At 52.9% G+C, this 16,056-nt stretch carries 11 protein-coding genes; 1 reads left to right on the top strand and 10 read right to left on the bottom strand.

Features of this window, described 5'->3' with window-relative positions; genetic code table 11:
- Positions 1-10: 10 nt before the first annotated feature.
- From GJJ30_RS24345 to GJJ30_RS24335, 3 genes are all read right to left on the bottom strand, one after another.
- Complete coding sequence (locus tag GJJ30_RS24345; RefSeq protein ID WP_229313387.1) at positions 11-3,598, bottom strand: SusC/RagA family TonB-linked outer membrane protein; 3,588 nt, start codon at positions 3,596-3,598, stop codon at positions 11-13.
- Positions 3,599-3,602: 4 nt separating this feature from the next.
- A complete protein-coding gene (locus GJJ30_RS24340) occupies positions 3,603-4,616 on the bottom strand; it encodes a FecR family protein (RefSeq protein ID WP_154177790.1) in 1,014 nt (337 codons plus the stop codon).
- Between the two features lie 88 nt (positions 4,617-4,704).
- Positions 4,705-5,313: an RNA polymerase sigma factor gene (locus GJJ30_RS24335; protein ID WP_154177789.1), complete on the bottom strand. Its 609-nt coding sequence runs from the start codon at positions 5,311-5,313 to the stop codon at positions 4,705-4,707.
- Between the two features lie 201 nt (positions 5,314-5,514).
- Here GJJ30_RS24335 and GJJ30_RS24330 point away from each other — a divergent pair, with 201 nt between their 5' ends.
- On the top strand, positions 5,515-5,841 hold the full coding sequence (locus tag GJJ30_RS24330; RefSeq protein ID WP_154178715.1) for a nucleotide pyrophosphohydrolase: 327 nt from the start codon (positions 5,515-5,517) through the stop codon (positions 5,839-5,841).
- Between the two features lie 91 nt (positions 5,842-5,932).
- Here the strand turns inward: GJJ30_RS24330 and GJJ30_RS24325 are convergent, their stop codons facing one another.
- The 7 genes from GJJ30_RS24325 to GJJ30_RS24295 form a co-directional block, all read right to left on the bottom strand.
- Positions 5,933-7,297: a M28 family peptidase gene (locus GJJ30_RS24325; RefSeq protein WP_154177788.1), complete on the bottom strand. Its 1,365-nt coding sequence runs from the start codon at positions 7,295-7,297 to the stop codon at positions 5,933-5,935.
- Positions 7,298-7,503: 206 nt separating this feature from the next.
- Positions 7,504-8,904 (bottom strand): dihydrolipoyl dehydrogenase, encoded by a 1,401-nt coding sequence (lpdA, locus tag GJJ30_RS24320; RefSeq protein WP_154177787.1) that lies wholly within the window; start codon positions 8,902-8,904, stop codon positions 7,504-7,506.
- 127 nt (positions 8,905-9,031) lie between these two features.
- Positions 9,032-10,657, bottom strand: coding sequence for a 2-oxoglutarate dehydrogenase complex dihydrolipoyllysine-residue succinyltransferase (gene odhB / locus GJJ30_RS24315; protein WP_154177786.1), 1,626 nt, complete (start codon positions 10,655-10,657; stop codon positions 9,032-9,034).
- A 55-nt stretch (positions 10,658-10,712) separates the two neighbouring features.
- Entirely contained in the window at positions 10,713-13,475 is a 2,763-nt protein-coding gene (locus GJJ30_RS24310) for a 2-oxoglutarate dehydrogenase E1 component (protein ID WP_154177785.1), read from the bottom strand.
- Between the two features lie 234 nt (positions 13,476-13,709).
- Positions 13,710-14,375: a response regulator transcription factor gene (locus tag GJJ30_RS24305; RefSeq protein WP_124879508.1), complete on the bottom strand. Its 666-nt coding sequence runs from the start codon at positions 14,373-14,375 to the stop codon at positions 13,710-13,712.
- A 139-nt stretch (positions 14,376-14,514) separates the two neighbouring features.
- Positions 14,515-15,324 (bottom strand): sensor histidine kinase, encoded by an 810-nt coding sequence (locus tag GJJ30_RS24300; protein WP_154177784.1) that lies wholly within the window; start codon positions 15,322-15,324, stop codon positions 14,515-14,517.
- Between the two features lie 110 nt (positions 15,325-15,434).
- Positions 15,435-15,983 (bottom strand): hypothetical protein, encoded by a 549-nt coding sequence (locus tag GJJ30_RS24295; protein ID WP_154177783.1) that lies wholly within the window; start codon positions 15,981-15,983, stop codon positions 15,435-15,437.
- Between the last annotated feature and the right edge of the window lie 73 nt (positions 15,984-16,056).

Raw genomic sequence — 16,056 nt, 5'->3', positions numbered from 1 at the left:
ATGTTCAGAATTAAAGACCAATGTTTACGCCAATCGTGTACGTGCGGGCCAGTGGGTAGCTGCCGTAGTCAACCCCGCCGGTCAGCGGGCCTTCGTACCCACTCACTTCCGGATTGTAACCCAGGTACTTCGAAACCGTCAGGGCGTTCTGAACCCCGCCGTACAACCGCAGGCTTTGCAATTTCACGCGCTGAATCAGCGTTTTCGGCAAGTTGTAACCGATCGTAATGTTCCGAATCCGGAAATAGCTGGCGTCTTCGATCCACCGCGACGAAACTGCGTTGTTGTTACCCGTCGACCGCGTGTTGGCGCGGGGCGTTTTGCCATCGCCCGGCTGGTCCGGCGACCGCCAGCGGTTCAGCACCGTGGTCAGCTCGTTGGCGTTGCCTTCCAGATTTTCGTAAAACCGCCGTGACAGGTTCAGAATCGTGGATCCCTGAACGCCCTGAATCACAATACCCAGGTCAATGCCTTTGTATGTAAAGGTGTTGGTCATCCCGTAAATGAAATCCGGCTGGTTGTTCCCGATCAGCGTACGGTCGTTGGCATCCACTTTTCCGTCGCCGTTCACGTCCGCGAATTTCACGTCACCCGGCCGGGCATCGGCGAAGTGCGGATACGCATCGAGTTCCGCCTGGTTCTTGAAAACACCCAGTTGCTGGTATCCGTAAAAACTACCCAGCGGCTCGCCAATCATGGTGATGTTCGTTTCGCCCACACCGGTACCGCTGCGGATCGGGTCGCCCGTGGGTCCGAGTGCCAGTACTTTGTTGCGGTTGAACGAGAAGTTCAGGTCGGTTGACCAGCTAAACGCACCGGTAAGGTTGCGGGTATTCAGCGCCAGTTCCAGCCCTTTGTTTTCTACTTTTCCGATGTTTTTCACGGCGGACGTAAAACCGGTCAGCGTCGGCACCTGAACCGCCAGCAGCAGGTCGGTTGTGATTCGTTTGTAGTAATCCGCCGTCAGGAAAATCCGGTTGCTCAGAATGCCGAGTTCCAGACCAATGTCGGTTTGCCGACTTTTCTCCCAGGTCAGGTTATCGTTCCCAATCGAGTTGACCGCCAGACCGTTCGCCAGCGCGTTGCCCAGCACGTAATTGTCCGGTCCCAGCAAACCGATCGACGGGTAATTGCTCGTAAACGCGTTGTTTCCCGACAAACCGTAACTCGCTTTGATTTTCAATTCCGAAACGATGCGGTTATTTTTCAGGAAGGATTCTTCCGAAACCCGCCAGCCGACCGAAGCCGAGGGGAACGTCCCCCAGCGGTTGTTGGCCCCGAACCGCGACGAGCCATCGCGCCGGATGGATGCATTGAACAGATACCGATCGCGGAACGAATACGCAGCCCGGCCAAAATAAGACGCCAGCGACCACTGATCGCGAACGTTGCGGGAGGAGTTGGTCCCGACAATCGTCCCCGCGTTCACCGTCCGGACAATGTCGTTCGGGAAGTTGTTGGCGTCGATCCGGGTCCGCTCGAAATCGTTCTTCTGGCTTTCCAGACCGACCAGCACCTCAAACCGGTGATCCGGCCCGATCTCTTTATTGTAGGTCAGGGTATGGTTGGTTACCCAGTTCAGTTCCTGCGCGTTTTCGGCGTAGGCCGAGTTGGCTGTGGGCGGCAGCAACTGGTTCAGGGGCAGCGCCGTAGTCTGGTAATAGTTCTGCCGCAATTGCCGGATGTCGCCCCCGATCGTTCCGCGGTACAAAATACCGAACGGCAGTTTCACCTCGGCGTAGGCGTTACCCAGCAGGCGCGTGGTCCGAACCTGGTTATCAATTTCGTAAATATTGGCAACCGGATTGGTAATACCCGGCCAGTCGTAAGGAGCTGCGTAATACGCCTGTGAGTTGTAAAGCGTCGAGTTCGGCTGGTAAATCGGAATGAAGGGCGGCAAGCTCAGCGCAGCATTGATCACCCCGTTATTAGCCCAGTGACCGTCGGTGTTCGCCCGGTTTTCAACCGAGAACGACGGACTCAGGCTTACGCCCATCTTCAGGAAAGACGTAATCTGCGCATCAATGTTCGTCCGAATCGTGTACCGGTCAATGCCTGAACGTTTCACGACACCTTTCTGATTCAGGTAGTTACCCGAAACCATGTACTGAATCTTGTCACTGCCGCCCGATGCGCTCAACTGGTAGCTGCTGATGGGCGCATTCTGAAAAATCATATCCTGGTAGTCGTAGCTGGTCAGCGCACCCGGATTGTCGAAGCTCACGCCGGCAATTTCACCGCGCGGATACCGGTACCGCTGTCCGGCCGCCCGAACGCTGTTCGGATCGTCGATTTTGGCGCCCGTTACGCGCTCCAGGTAGGCATTATTAAAGGCTTCTTTCGAAAATTCGGCGAACTGCTGGGCGTTCAGCATGTCCATTTTTTTGGTGATCTGCTGGATACCGGTGTAGTAATCGAAGGTCAGACGAGCCTGACCGGATTTTCCGCGCTTCGTCGTCACCACGACAACCCCATTGGCACCCCGCGAACCGTAAATGGCCGTCGCCGACGCATCTTTCAGAATGTCGATCTTGTCAATATCGTTCGGGTTCAGCAGGTTCAAACCGCCCCCGTTGGCCAGATCGCCCGAGTTCAGCGGTTGTCCGTCGATCACGACCAGCGGACCATTACCCGCGCTGATGGAGCCCAGACCCCGGATTTTGATCGAAGGACTGTTGCCCGGCGCACCGGTATTTTGCTGAATCAAAACCCCCGGCAACCGCCCCGTTAGACCTTCCACGATGTTCGGAACCGGCTGATCTTTAATAGTTTTGGTACTGATCGACGCAATTGAACCCGTCACGTCACGCTTCTGCTGCGTCCCATAACCCACCACGACTACCTCGCTTAGCGTCTGGTCGGATTGTTTCAGCGACACATTGATCGTCGACTGGCTGCCCACCGGAACTTCCTGCGTTACGTATCCAATAAAACTGAAGACGAGCGTGCCGCCTTCGTTCGGAATCGAAACCGTATAGTTCCCTGATCCGTCGGTTGTGGTTCCGCGCGTCGAATTTTTCAGGGCCACGCTGACGCCCGGCAAACCGTCGGCGTTTTCGTCCGCCGTTACGCGGCCCGTTATCCGGCGTTCCTGCACAACAATTTCCATCGGTTGACGCATGAGCAGCGAGGCAGGCACGACCATACTCATCCGGTCGTCCGGCATCGGGTTCGACCGGGTTTGCAGGAGTTGGCTTTCTTCCACCGGAGCCGCCAACGGACTGACGCGACTCGTGGCCTCGTCGGCTTCGATGATGACGTAGTAGCGTTCATCGACTTTCTTGAACGTCAGGTTGCTGGATTTCAAAACCGCCTTCAAAACCGCTTCGCGATCCGCCGAAGTCGGCAGAGGAAGGCTGACGGTTTTGTCCTGGATCGTTTTACTCTGAAACGCGAACTTGATACCGTATTTGCGCTCGAGTTCGTGCAATACATCGCTCAAGGTTCGGACGTTACGGATTGGCCGGGCATATTCCTGGGCCAACTGGGGCTGCTGACGCATCGAGGTCGATGCCAGCATCTGCGCTTCGGCGGTGGTAGCCAGACACCACACGCCCAGAATCGCCAATCGGATCAAATTTGGTACGGGTCTATTCATTGGTTTAATTGGATAACACGATCTGATTTTCTTTTTTATTTATTTTAAAGTGAAACGTTACGGCCATCAGCCGCAGCAGCAACTCGGGCTGGTCAACCGGCACCGAACCCGAAAAGGATTCAGCAAGGAGTTTTTTGTTAGTAATCTGTACTTTCAAACCGTACTGGTCGTCCAATCGGCGGATAATTTCACCGAGTGGCACATCTTCCATCACCAGCAGGTTTTCGCGCCAGGCCACGTAGCGATCCGCATCTACTTTCGCCCGGCGGACGGCGGTTTTTCCGGTCGTGGTTTCCAGCAGATCGCCCGGCTGCATCAGCATGTCAGCATGTTTAGGCAGGGCCACTTTCACTTTTCCCTCCTGCAAAACCACCTGCGTATGGGCATGACGGGTGTTCACGTTGAAGCGCGTTCCCAACACCACCACGTCGCCGACTCCAGTGTGCACGACGAACGGCTTCCGGCGCCCCTGCGGTTTTTTATTGACGTCAAAAAAAGCCTCGCCCGACAACCTGACTTCCCGGCGCTCCTGCGTTTCCCAGTCGTCCGCCATTTGCAAAGCCGAATTGGCGTTCAGCGTCACCACCGAGCCATCCGGCAAAGTCACCGTCCGAATCTGGCCGTAAGCGGTTTTGTATTCAATCGGAGAGGCTGTCCGGGTATAAAACCACCCCGCCAATCCGGCCACCAGCAAGAGTGTTACGGCAGCGGCATACCGGAAAAACCGGGGCCTGAAAAACACCCGTTTGGGGTCGGGCTGCCGCTCAGCCTGCTTTTTTCGAAGTCGCTGGAAAGAAGCATCAACGGCCGTTTCGGGAATTTCCTGCCAGGTTTTCTCCAGCCCGATCACCAGCAAACGTGCTTCGTCAAGTATAGTCTGCTGCTGCGGATAAAGTGCTTTCACCGAATCCCAAAACCGGTTTCGTTCGGGTGTTGGTTGTAAAATCCACATCCGGAAGTCCGGATCGCGGGCAAGTTCAATGGTGTCGATCGTGGCGTAATAGTCCAGCGGTTTCATGCCGTGTTGAGGAGTCAATCAACCGTAAGAGAGGGCAAACCGGATTTTGTAGTAAGAAGGGAAGAAAAATTTGTAAAAAAAGTTTCAACTAGTGGTCAAACAGGCTGAATAGCAGGATCAAAACCGGCCAGTTGGGTTGGAGCCGCTTGCGGAGGGCGGTCAGAGCCTGGTAAAGTTGGGTGCGGGCCGTGTGGTAGGTAATGCCCATGACGGCGCAGATTTCTTCGTAACTCAGGTCCGTAAAATAGCGCAGGTACAGCACTTCCCGCTGGCGGGGCGACAAGGTGGTGAACGCGCCCCGAACCTGCTCGTACTGCTCCTGATGCAGTCCGTCCGTGACGAGTCGTTCTTCGGCGGAAGGCTCAGGCGACAGCAGGCCGAATTGCTCCTCTACATCGACGTCGGCAAACCGGCGCTGTCGTTCGGCGAGCTGGGTCACCAGCCGGTTTCGGAACGATTTGAGGAGGTAAGCCTGCACCGATTGGGGCTGGCTGAGGGTTTGCCGGTGATTCCACAACTCAATAAACAGGTCGTGGATGGCGTCTTCGGTGGTGGCATCGTCGGCCCCAAACCGGCGGCCGTAATTCACGAAATACCGATAATAGGCCGAATACAGCGCCGAAAACGCCAACTCACTTCCTTCCCGGAATGCATTCCAGTTCGTCAGATCATGCGTAGAGTCGGGTCGGGCGTTCATCAGTATTCGGCCAACGGACCGGTTTAAGGTCGCTGATTGACAAACTTAACCCATTCCCGCAAAAATTGGTATTATTTACTGATAAATTTGCTTCGACAAACCCAGACAGTAGCTGTAAACCCTGTCTGCGGTTTAACCTAACAAACCTACGCAACCGCAGACAGGGTTTGCAACCACTGTCTGGGTTCTAACATGAAAACGATGACGCTACGCGAAGCCCAGACGACCGTCGATGACTGGATCAAAACCATCGGCGTTCGGTATTTTAACGAATTGACCAATATGGCGATGCTCACCGAGGAAGTCGGCGAAGTAGCCCGCATCATGGCCCGGCGGTACGGGGAGCAGTCCGAAAAAGAATCGGATAAAACGAAAGATCTGGGCGACGAAATGGCCGATGTCCTCTGGGTGTTGATCTGCCTCGCCAACCAAACCGGCGTCGATTTAACGGCGGCTTTCCAGAAGAACCTGGAAAAGAAAACCGTCCGCGACGCGACACGGCATCTGGATAATGAGAAGCTGAAGTGAGTTGTTACACAGGGTTTATCAGAGGGAATCAGGGTTAATCAGAGGACTCCCCGATTAACCCTAATTCCCTCTGATAAACCCTGTGTAACAATCATAACCCATATTGATCCAGCAAATACACCAGCGCCGTCATTGAAGCGGCTCCGAGTTCGAGTTCGCGCTTGTTGACGCCTTCAAAGCGGTCGATGCCCGTGTGGTGAAAGTCGAAATACCGCTGCGTGTCGGGTTTAAAACCGAACAAAACCGTGCCGAACTGCGCCAGCGGGCCAATATCTGCGCCCCCCGGACCAGCGCCGATGTCGTGCAGCCCGTAAGGTGCCAGCAACGGTTTCCAGGGCATCACTTTCGCACGTTGTTCGGCGGTCCCGACAATTCCAAAACCGCGGGGAGTAAAACCGCCTTCATCCGACTCCACAGCGGCAATGTGTTTTTCGTTGTTCTTCTTCGCGTAATCCGCATAGCCCACACCGCCCCGCAATCCGTTTTCCTCGTTCATGAACATGACGGCCCGGATCGTGCGTTTGGGTTTGATTCCCAAAGCTTTGATGGTTCGCAGCACCTCGATAGACTGCACACAGCCCGAGCCGTCGTCGTGTGCCCCTTCGGCCAGATCCCACGAATCCAGGTGGCCACCCACCACGATGATCTCCTCCGGTTTTTCGGAGCCTTTGATCTCACCAACGACATTATAGGATTTAACGTCGGGCAGCATTTCACAATTCTGTTTAAAGTAAAACGTCAGATTTGCGTTCTCTTTCAACGACTTACTAAGCAATTCAGCGCCGTTGGTACTGATGGCCGCCGTCGGGATCAATGGCACGCCGGTCGCGTAGCGCATGCCGCCCGTATGCGGGTTATCGTCCATCGCGGTTGTCACCGAACGGACAATCGCGCCGACGGCCCCAAGTTTTCCGGCCTCCGACGCGCCATTGCCCCGCTGATCGACCGCACCGGCGTAGGCTTCGAAGGTATTCAGTTTAGTCGGGTCCATCGGGCGGTTGAAGAACACAATCTTGCCTTTCACTTTTTCCGCGCCCAGATCCCGCAATTCCTGAAAGTTTTTCACTTCAATAACCGGCGCTTCCACCCCTTTCGGTGCCGTAGCAATCGAGCCGCCCAAAGCCGCAATGGGCACGGTTATTTTTTGTTTACCATTCTGAATATAAGCCACTTCCTTCGCTCCCCGCACCCAATGGGGCACCATCACTTCCTGCAAAAAGACGCGATCGAAGCCCTGCTTCTCCATCAGTTGTTTCGACCAGTCGACGGCTTTCTGCGCCCCCGCCGAACCGCTCAGTCGCGGGCCAACGCCCTTGGTTAACTGGCGCAACCATTCATACGAAGGGCTATTCCCGAGGATTTCGGTGTAGATTTTGCGAATGGTTACGGAGTCGGCGGGCGATTTAGCTTGAGCTGCGGTCGCGAAAAGGCCGAAGGCAAGTAGTAGTTTTTTCATCTGAGTTGGGGTATCTTCTAAAAAAGAAAAACCCGGCCTGAATTCCAAAGCCGGGTTAAAATTTATGCAATAAATCCTATTGGTTGTCAGTTGGTTGCAATTTAGTTTACGGTGGCTAACGCATTGCAAATGAACAATTAACAATGAATAATGAATGTAATACGTCATCTACCGAAAACCGTAAACTAAATACTGATCACCGTAAACTACATATGGATCGCCCGGTTTTCCGTGGCGGCCAGACAGGCTTCCTTGATGGCTTCGGTGTATGTCGGGTGGGCGTGGGAAATCCGTGCGATGTCTTCAGCCGAGGCCCGGTATTCCATTGCGACCACGCATTCGGCAATCATATCGGCAGCTCGCGCGCCAATGATGTGCATACCCAGGATTTCGTCGGTATGCTTGTCGGCCAGTACTTTCACCAAACCGTCGACGTCCATTGAGGCCCGGGCGCGGCCCAAGGCTTTGTACGGAAACGAACCAACCTTGTAGGCCCGGTTTTCCGCTTTCAGTTCTTCCTCGGTGAAGCCCACGCTGGCGACTTCCGGCCAGGTGTAAACCACTCCCGGAATCAGGCGGTAATTGATGTGCGGTTTTTGTCCAACCAGGGTTTCGGCCACAAAAACACCTTCTTCCTCAGCTTTGTGGGCCAGCATGGCTCCGCGAATCACGTCGCCAATGGCGTAGATATTGGGCACTTTGGTTTGCAGGTGATCATTCACTTCGATCCGGCCCCGGCTATCGGCGGCTAAACCGGCAGCTTCGAGGTTCAAGCCATCCGTGTACGGACGACGACCGACCGACACCAGGCAGTAATCGCCTTCCAGCGTAATTTGTTGACCATTAGGGGCATCGGCTTTCACGACCACGCCTTCGCCGGTATTTTCGACGCTGGTGACTTTATGGCTGAAATAAAAATCCGCACCCAGTTTTTTAACGGCTTTCTGCAACTCTTTGCCCATCGTTTTGTCCATCGTCGGAATCATCGAGTCGGCAAATTCCACGAACGACACTTTGGAGCCGATGCGCGCATACACGGAGCCGAGTTCGGCACCAATCACGCCCGCACCAATCACGATGAGGTGTTTTGGTACTTCCTGCAACGTCAGAGCTTCCGTAGACGTAATGACACGCTTCTTATCAATCGGCATCGACGGAAACGACGATGGTTTGGAACCCGTAGCAATGATGAAATTCTTCGTCGTAATCTTTTCGTCACTGCCGTCGTCTTTCTTCACGTTCAGGGTATTGGCGTCGACGAACGACCCGAATCCCTGGTAAACCGTAATCTTGTTTTTCTTCATCAGAAACGCAATACCGGTTACGTTGGCGTCGACCACACCGGCTTTCCGTTTGATCATCTGCGGCAGATCGACCTGCAAATCCGCCAGTTTGATACCGTGTTCGGCGAAGGTGTGAGCGGCATTGTAAAAATGCTCCGAGGAATCGAGCAGGGCTTTCGACGGAATACAGCCGACGTTGAGGCAGGTGCCGCCCAGCGTCTTGTATTTTTCCACGATAGCCGTTTTCAAACCCAACTGGGCACAACGAATCGCGGCCACATAGCCGCCCGGACCGGAGCCGATGACGATGACGTCGTATTGCATAAATGTAGATCTATTGACAGATAATTTTTCTCTATATAAATGTAGGACGAACTATAAATCGTCTCTGCCAGCGAGCCAGACCTGGCCCGGAACAAAGGCGGTTTTATAATCCGTCCTACTTATTTTATTAAACGCCCAATAAAATCCGCGCCGGATCTTCGAGCAGTTGTTTCACCCGAACCAGGAAGCTCACGGAATCTTTGCCATCGATGATGCGGTGGTCGTACGAAAGGGCAACGTACATCACCGGACGAATCACGATTTCACCGTTAACGACCACCGGACGTTCAACAATGTTGTGCATACCCAGAATGGCCGACTGGGGTGCGTTGATGATCGGCGTCGACAACATCGACCCGAACGTACCGCCGTTGGTGATGGTGAATGTGCCACCGGTCATCTGCTCGATCGTCAGTTTATTGTCACGAGCCAACCCTGCCAGTCGAATGACTTCCTTCTCGATACCGGCAAAACCCAGGCTTTCCGCGTTACGAATAACCGGTACGACCAGCCCGCGCTCGGTTGAAACCGCAATCGAAATATCACAGTAGTCATTGAAGACAATCGAGTCACCGTCGATCATGGCATTTACCGCCGGAAATTCCTGCAAGGCCATACAAACCGCTTTGGCGAAGAACGACATAAAGCCCAGGCCAACGGCGTGTTTCTCCTTGAATTTATCTTTGTATTTCGCCCGCAAATCCATGATCGGCTTCATATCAACCTCGTTGAAGGTCGTCAGCATGGCCGTTTCATTTTTCACGGCTACCAGACGCCGGGCAATGGTTTTCCGCAACGACGTCAGGCGTTCGCGCCGTTGAACACGGTTACCACCTTCGGCAGCCGGAGCCGCAGCGACCGGCGCGGGGGCCGGTTTGGGAGCCGGAGTAGCCGCTGGTTGCGGTGTGGGAGCGGCCGGAGCCGGTTTTTCGGCTTTCACGGCGTCGTCCTTCGTAATCCGGCCACCGATGCCGGTGCCGTTCACTTCTTTGGGATCGATGCCTTTTTCGGCCAGAATTTTGGCCGCAACCGGTGACGGATGATTGGCCGCGTAGCCATCACCCTGATTAGCAGCGGGTTGAGCGGCTAGCTGTTGTGCCAGAGCCGCAGGTTGGGCAGCGGGCTGAGAAGCTCCGGCACCAACTTCAATCCGGCAGATTACGGCACCAATTGCCAGCGTTGCACCAGCTTCGGCCACAATCCGGAGCGTTCCGGCGGCTTCGGATGGCAATTCAAATGTGGCTTTATCGGATTCGAGTTCGCAGAGAACTTCGTCCAAGGCAACCTGATCACCGTCTTTTTTATTCCAGGAAGCAATCGTCACTTCCGTGATCGACTCGCCAACCGGGGGAACTTTCATTTCTATGGATTTCGAAGCCGCAGCGGGTTCAGGGGCTGCCGGTTGCGGAGCCGGTTCCGGTTTAACCGCGACAGGCTGCGGAGCCGGTTGTTCAACGGGCTTGGGTTGTTCGGCCGGCGCTTCGACTTTGGGGGCCGGAGCCGCACCATTGGATGCACCGGCGGCTTCAATGGTACACAAAACCGCACCGATCGGCAATACATCGCCTTCCTGCGCCATAATGTGCAAAACCCCGTCGGCTTCAGCGGGAAACTCAAACGACGCCTTGTCTGATTCCAGTTCACACAACACTTCGTCTCTCTTAACCGAATCACCCTCTTTCTTATGCCACGCGCCAACGGTCACTTCCGTAATCGACTCCCCAACCGGGGGTACTTTCATTTCTATTGCCATTTTTTCTTCGTTTTCAGTTGTCAATTACCAGCGGATTGGTGGTAACCGTTAACCCTTATTCAAATGCCCGACGAATGATATCGGCCTGTTCCTGGCTGTGAACTTTGGAATAACCGGTTGCGGGCGACGCACTGGTTTTCCGGGTAACCCCGCGTAATTTCAATTCCGGGGCCGAACGCAGCAAGAACGTCCAGGCACCCATGTTCGACGGTTCTTCCTGCACCCAAACCAGTTCCGCATTCTTGCTGTATTCGGCCAGAATGGCGTTCAACTGTTTTTGCGGGAATGGATGTAACTGCTCCAACCGAACAATGGCCACGTCTTCACGCTTGTCAGCCTGTTGTTTTTCGAGCAATTCGTAATAAATCTTACCCGTGCAGAGAATAACCCGTTTCACTTTTTTGCCGATGGCGTACCCATCGGGCAATACTTCTTTGAAAGTACCTTTGGTAAGATCTTCCAGTGGCGAAACTACTTGTGGGTGACGCAATAATGATTTTGGTGACATCACCACCAGCGGTTTCCGGAACTGCCACGTCAACTGGCGACGCAGCAGGTGGAAGAAGTTTGCCGGGGTTGTTACGTTGGCAACCACCATGTTATACTCGGCGGAAAGCTGCAAGTAGCGTTCCGGACGCGCGTTGGAGTGTTCCGGTCCCTGTCCTTCGTAACCGTGCGGCAACAGCATCACCAGACCGTTCATCAATCCCCACTTCGACTCGCAGGACGATACAAACTGGTCGATAATGACCTGAGCGCCGTTCGAGAAGTCCCCAAACTGGGCTTCCCAGATCACCAGCGCGTGCGGGGCCGCCATCGAATAGCCAAATTCAAAGCCCAGAACGCCGTATTCCGACAGCAATGAGTTGTAAATCTGCATCTTCTGCGTGCTGCCCTCAATGTGATCGAGCGAGCTGTAAGATTCGTTGGTTTCGGAATCGTGCAAAACCGCATGGCGGTGCGAGAACGTTCCCCGCTGCACATCCTGTCCACTCAGCCGAACCACTTTATTTTCGGACAGAATCGAACCGTAGGCCAGCAACTCCGCCGTTCCCCAGTTGACCGTCTTGGTTTCAAACAACATCTGTCGACGATCTTTCAGCAGTTTGTCGATCTGCTTCAACGGCTTGAAACCGCTCGGAATCGTAACGAGTGCATTCCCGACTTTCTCCAGCGTTTCCAGCGGAACACCGGTTTCGGGCGACTGGTCGAAATCTTCCGGCTTGCTCACCCGCAGTTCGGCCCATTCCCGATCTAACCGCAGCGGTTTGTACGGAATTTCGGCCTTTTGCTTCACCATATCGAGCCGGTCCTGCAGTTCTTTCTTGAACTCGGCGTCCATTTTGGTCGCCAGCTCGGCATCGACTTCGCCCCGTTCGATCAGGCTTTTGTTATAAATTTCGCGCGGATTGGCGTGTTTCTCAATGATATTGTACAAATCCGGCTGCGTAAACTTCGGCTCATCCGACTCGTTGTGGCCGTAGCGACGGTAACATACCATGTCGATGAAAACGTCCCGGTTAAATTTCTCGCGGAACTCGACGGCCAGCTTAGCGCAGAAAACCACCGCTTCCGGATCATCACCGTTGACGTGGAAAATCGGCGCGTCGATGATCTTGGCCACATCTGAGCAATAGATCGACGAGCGGGCATCTTCAAAATCGGTCGTAAAACCGATCTGGTTGTTGATCACGAAGTGGAGCGTTCCACCTGTCTGATAACCAGCCAGTTTCGCCATCTGGGTTACTTCGTACACAATGCCCTGACCCGCCACAGCCGCGTCGCCGTGAATCAGAATGGGAAGAATCTTGTCGAAATTTCCCGCGTATTCTTCATCGGCCTGGGCGCGGACAAACCCTTCGATAATCGGGTTAACCGCTTCCAAGTGCGACGGATTCGGCGCCAGTTTCAGGCTCATCTGCTTGCCCGCCTTGGTTTCGATCAGACTCGAATAGCCCAGGTGGTATTTCACGTCACCATCACCGAAAACCTGGTCGGGCACATTGCCTTCAAAACCGCTGAAAACGCTTTCGTAGGACTTGCCCAGAATATTCACCAGCACGTTCAGGCGGCCGCGGTGGGCCATCCCGATCATCATTTCTTCCACCCCCAGTTCGGACGCGTAATTGATGATGGCATCCAGGGCCGGAATCGTGGTTTCACCGCCTTCGAGCGAAAACCGCTTCTGGCCTAAGTATTTGGTATGCAGGAAGTTCTCAAAAACTGTTGCTTCATTCAGTTTTTCCAGAATCCGCTTTTTCTCTTCAATCGTCGGATCAAAAACGAGGGCTTCTTTCTCGATTTTATTCCGCAGCCAGTTTTTGACGTCGATCTCGCGGATGTACATATACTCGAAACCGATGGTTCCGGCGTAAATCTTCTCCAGCGACTCCATGATTTTCCGCAACGTGCTCGGCCCGATTCCCAACAGACTTCCGGCTTCAAAAACCGTGTCGAGGTCGGCTTCGGTCAGGGCGTAATCTTCGAGACCGATCCGCGGATTGCGGTCTTTGCGGCTGCGAATGGGATTGGTTTTGGCCAGGAGGTGACCCCGTGAACGATACGCTTTGATCAGACTGGCTACCGATACTTCTTTTTCAGCGTGTTTGGTATCAATAACGGGTTTTGTAGTCGTTTGATCGGCGCCGGAGTGGCCATTGGCTCCGTTGCCATTTTCGCCATACGACTGGGAAAATTCAAAACCTTCAAAAAATTTTTGCCAGCTTCCATCCACCGAGCCGGGGTCCTGCTTGTAAGCCCGGTATAAGTCGTCGATGTAAGCCGCTTCAGAGTTAGCTATATACGAGAATCTGTCCATAATTCGGAATCACCCATGTTCGATTGGCAAAGTTAAACGATTCAAATAGAAAGATTGTCTACTATTTTTCAATTCTTTATTAATACCTGAATCGATGTTGCTCTGGTAACAATACCTATCGGAAATAAGTTGAAAAAACGAAACGGGGAGAACGGAAGGAGAGAACGAAAAGGGTTTTTGCTTCCCTCTTTTGCTCCTCGCCTTCCGTTCTCCCCGTTTCCTTTTCCGATTTCCTTATACCAGATTATTTTTGAAGGCATACGCCACCATGCCAGCGGTATTTTTGGTACCGGTTTTTTCCAGAATTCGCAACCGGTGGCCTTCCACCGTGCGCGGACTGAGGAAGATTTTCTCGCTGATTTCGGCGGTCGATAAGCCTTCACAGATCAGCTTGAGCACTTCCTTTTCGCGCTCCGACAACAATACCTTACTATTATAGAGTGTCGTGGTCGAGGATTGCTTGATCACGGTGGTTTTGTTCACCATTTTCCGGTGCATCACCTTCGAGACGAAATCGTTTAAATAAACGCCATCGTCCATCACCCGGTGAACGGCTTTTTCCACTTCGTCGAGATCGGCGTCTTTAAGTACGTAACCGCTGACGCCCTTTTCGAGCAGGTGCAGCACGAAGCGGTCTTCGTCGTGCATGGTCAGCATGATGATTTTGACGTCGGGATGGTTTTCCCGGATGTATTCGGTAGTGGCAATTCCGTCCATCACCGGCATTTCCAGATCCAGCAGCACCACGTCGGGCATCCGACGGGTCAGCTTGTCGATCAGTTCCTGGCCGTTGCTCGCTTCCAGCACCAGCTCAAAATCCGGTACCTGGCTCAACACCGAAGCCATTCCCTTCCGGAACAGATTATGATCGTCGGCTAAAGCAATCTTGATCTTTTTCATCGTCAGGGTTAGAATAACTGAAGAGGGTTTTAATGGCTGAATGGCGAAAAATGGTTAAATAGTTAAGAATGGTTAAAATGATTAATGCATGCGTCAGCCCACCATTTTTAACCATTCAACCATCTAACCATTTAAATCATTATACCGCTTCCACTTCCACCTCCACTTCGGGTTTCAAATTTTTCACCTGAATGTGAATCCGCGAACCCCGGCCTTCTTCGACGTCGAAGGTCACGTGTCCATCGATAACATTCAGGCGGCTTTCGATATTCCGCAGTCCCAGCCCGCGTTTTTTATCTTTCAGAATTTCGTCCAGATCAAACCCGCGGCCGTCGTCGATCACCGAAAGCAGAATTCCGTTGGGCTGGCAGTGCAGGTCGATGATGATATTTTCGGCGTTGGCGTGTTTGATGGCGTTGTTGATCAGCTCCTGTGCAATCCGAAAGAGCGTCAGATCCAGTTGCGGAAGCAAGGTCGGCATTTTATCCGAACACGACAACTCGACGTGCACTTCGCCATTGCTGGCTTTTTCGGCCAGTTCTTCCAGCGCCGAAACGAGGCCAAAACGTTCGAGTGTAGTCGGCACCAGGTCGCGGCTAATGCGCCGAACGTTGGCAATGGTTTCGTCCAGAAGTGAGCGGGTTTTCTGCACCAGAACCGTTGAACCGGGGTCATTGTGTTCAACTGTTCGACCTAATTGATTGAGACTCAATTTCGTAACCGATAACATCGTTCCGATTTCGTCGTGCAGATCCTGGGCGATGCGCCGACGTTCGTGCTCCTGAGCCTGAAGCGTTGCGGCCAGAAGACCTTTGCGGTATTTCTCCTGCCACTCTTTCAGAATCAGTTGTTGACGGATTTGTTTCTGTTGGTAATAGGCAACAAATACGATGATGAAAATAGCCATCACCAACAAAACGGCCGTTCCTACGGCAATATATAATTTCATGTCCTCGTTCACAGCGGACCAGTAGCGAAGTACGTTCCCATACACGGGGAATAATAAGATTCAATTGGCGAAATATAAAACTCTGGAGCCATTTCCGCAAGAACGATGTATTAAACGGTAAACCGCTCAGCCAGTCGAAATTCCCGCCGTCGCAGCCAGAAGCTGACGCCGAGAACGATGTAGAAAAAGGCCGAGAAAGTTCGCACGATGGTGATGTATAAATAATAACTTCCGTTGGAGCTCAGGTCGCCCAACGTTGCTTTTACGAATAGAAAAACGAATAGCGTTCCGGCAGCATGAACAATAGCGCCCGCACTAACCCAGAACATGGAGTGTATCAATAAATTCTGAACCTGCATTTTGGTTAGAATGTAATGAAAATAGAGAAGTGCATAAATAATCATTACCATTCGCTCAACGCCAAGTGCAATACCAGCAATATTTCCCCATTTAAAATCGAATAAAAATACCAGCAGGTACACTGCCAAACCGGAAATAATAACCGTCAGATTTTGTTTAGATTTCAATTCGACCTGATAAGCTGCAGCAAAAAAGCACATTTCAATGAGCGAATTTATATTATGCAGATATAAATTATTCTGGCGAAAAGCCGCGTCGTGGAGCTGAATCAGACTGATGATAAATGACAGAATTAACATTCTGAGTAACCACCGGCTCGACTTATCCAGAAAAAAATAATTTACCAGACCCGCTCCGATTGCCAGTAGCAGG

This window comes from Larkinella terrae (genome assembly GCF_009668025.1).
GTDB classification, from domain to species: domain Bacteria; phylum Bacteroidota; class Bacteroidia; order Cytophagales; family Spirosomataceae; genus Larkinella; species Larkinella terrae.
This window is presented reverse-complemented; position numbering and strand designations above follow the sequence as displayed.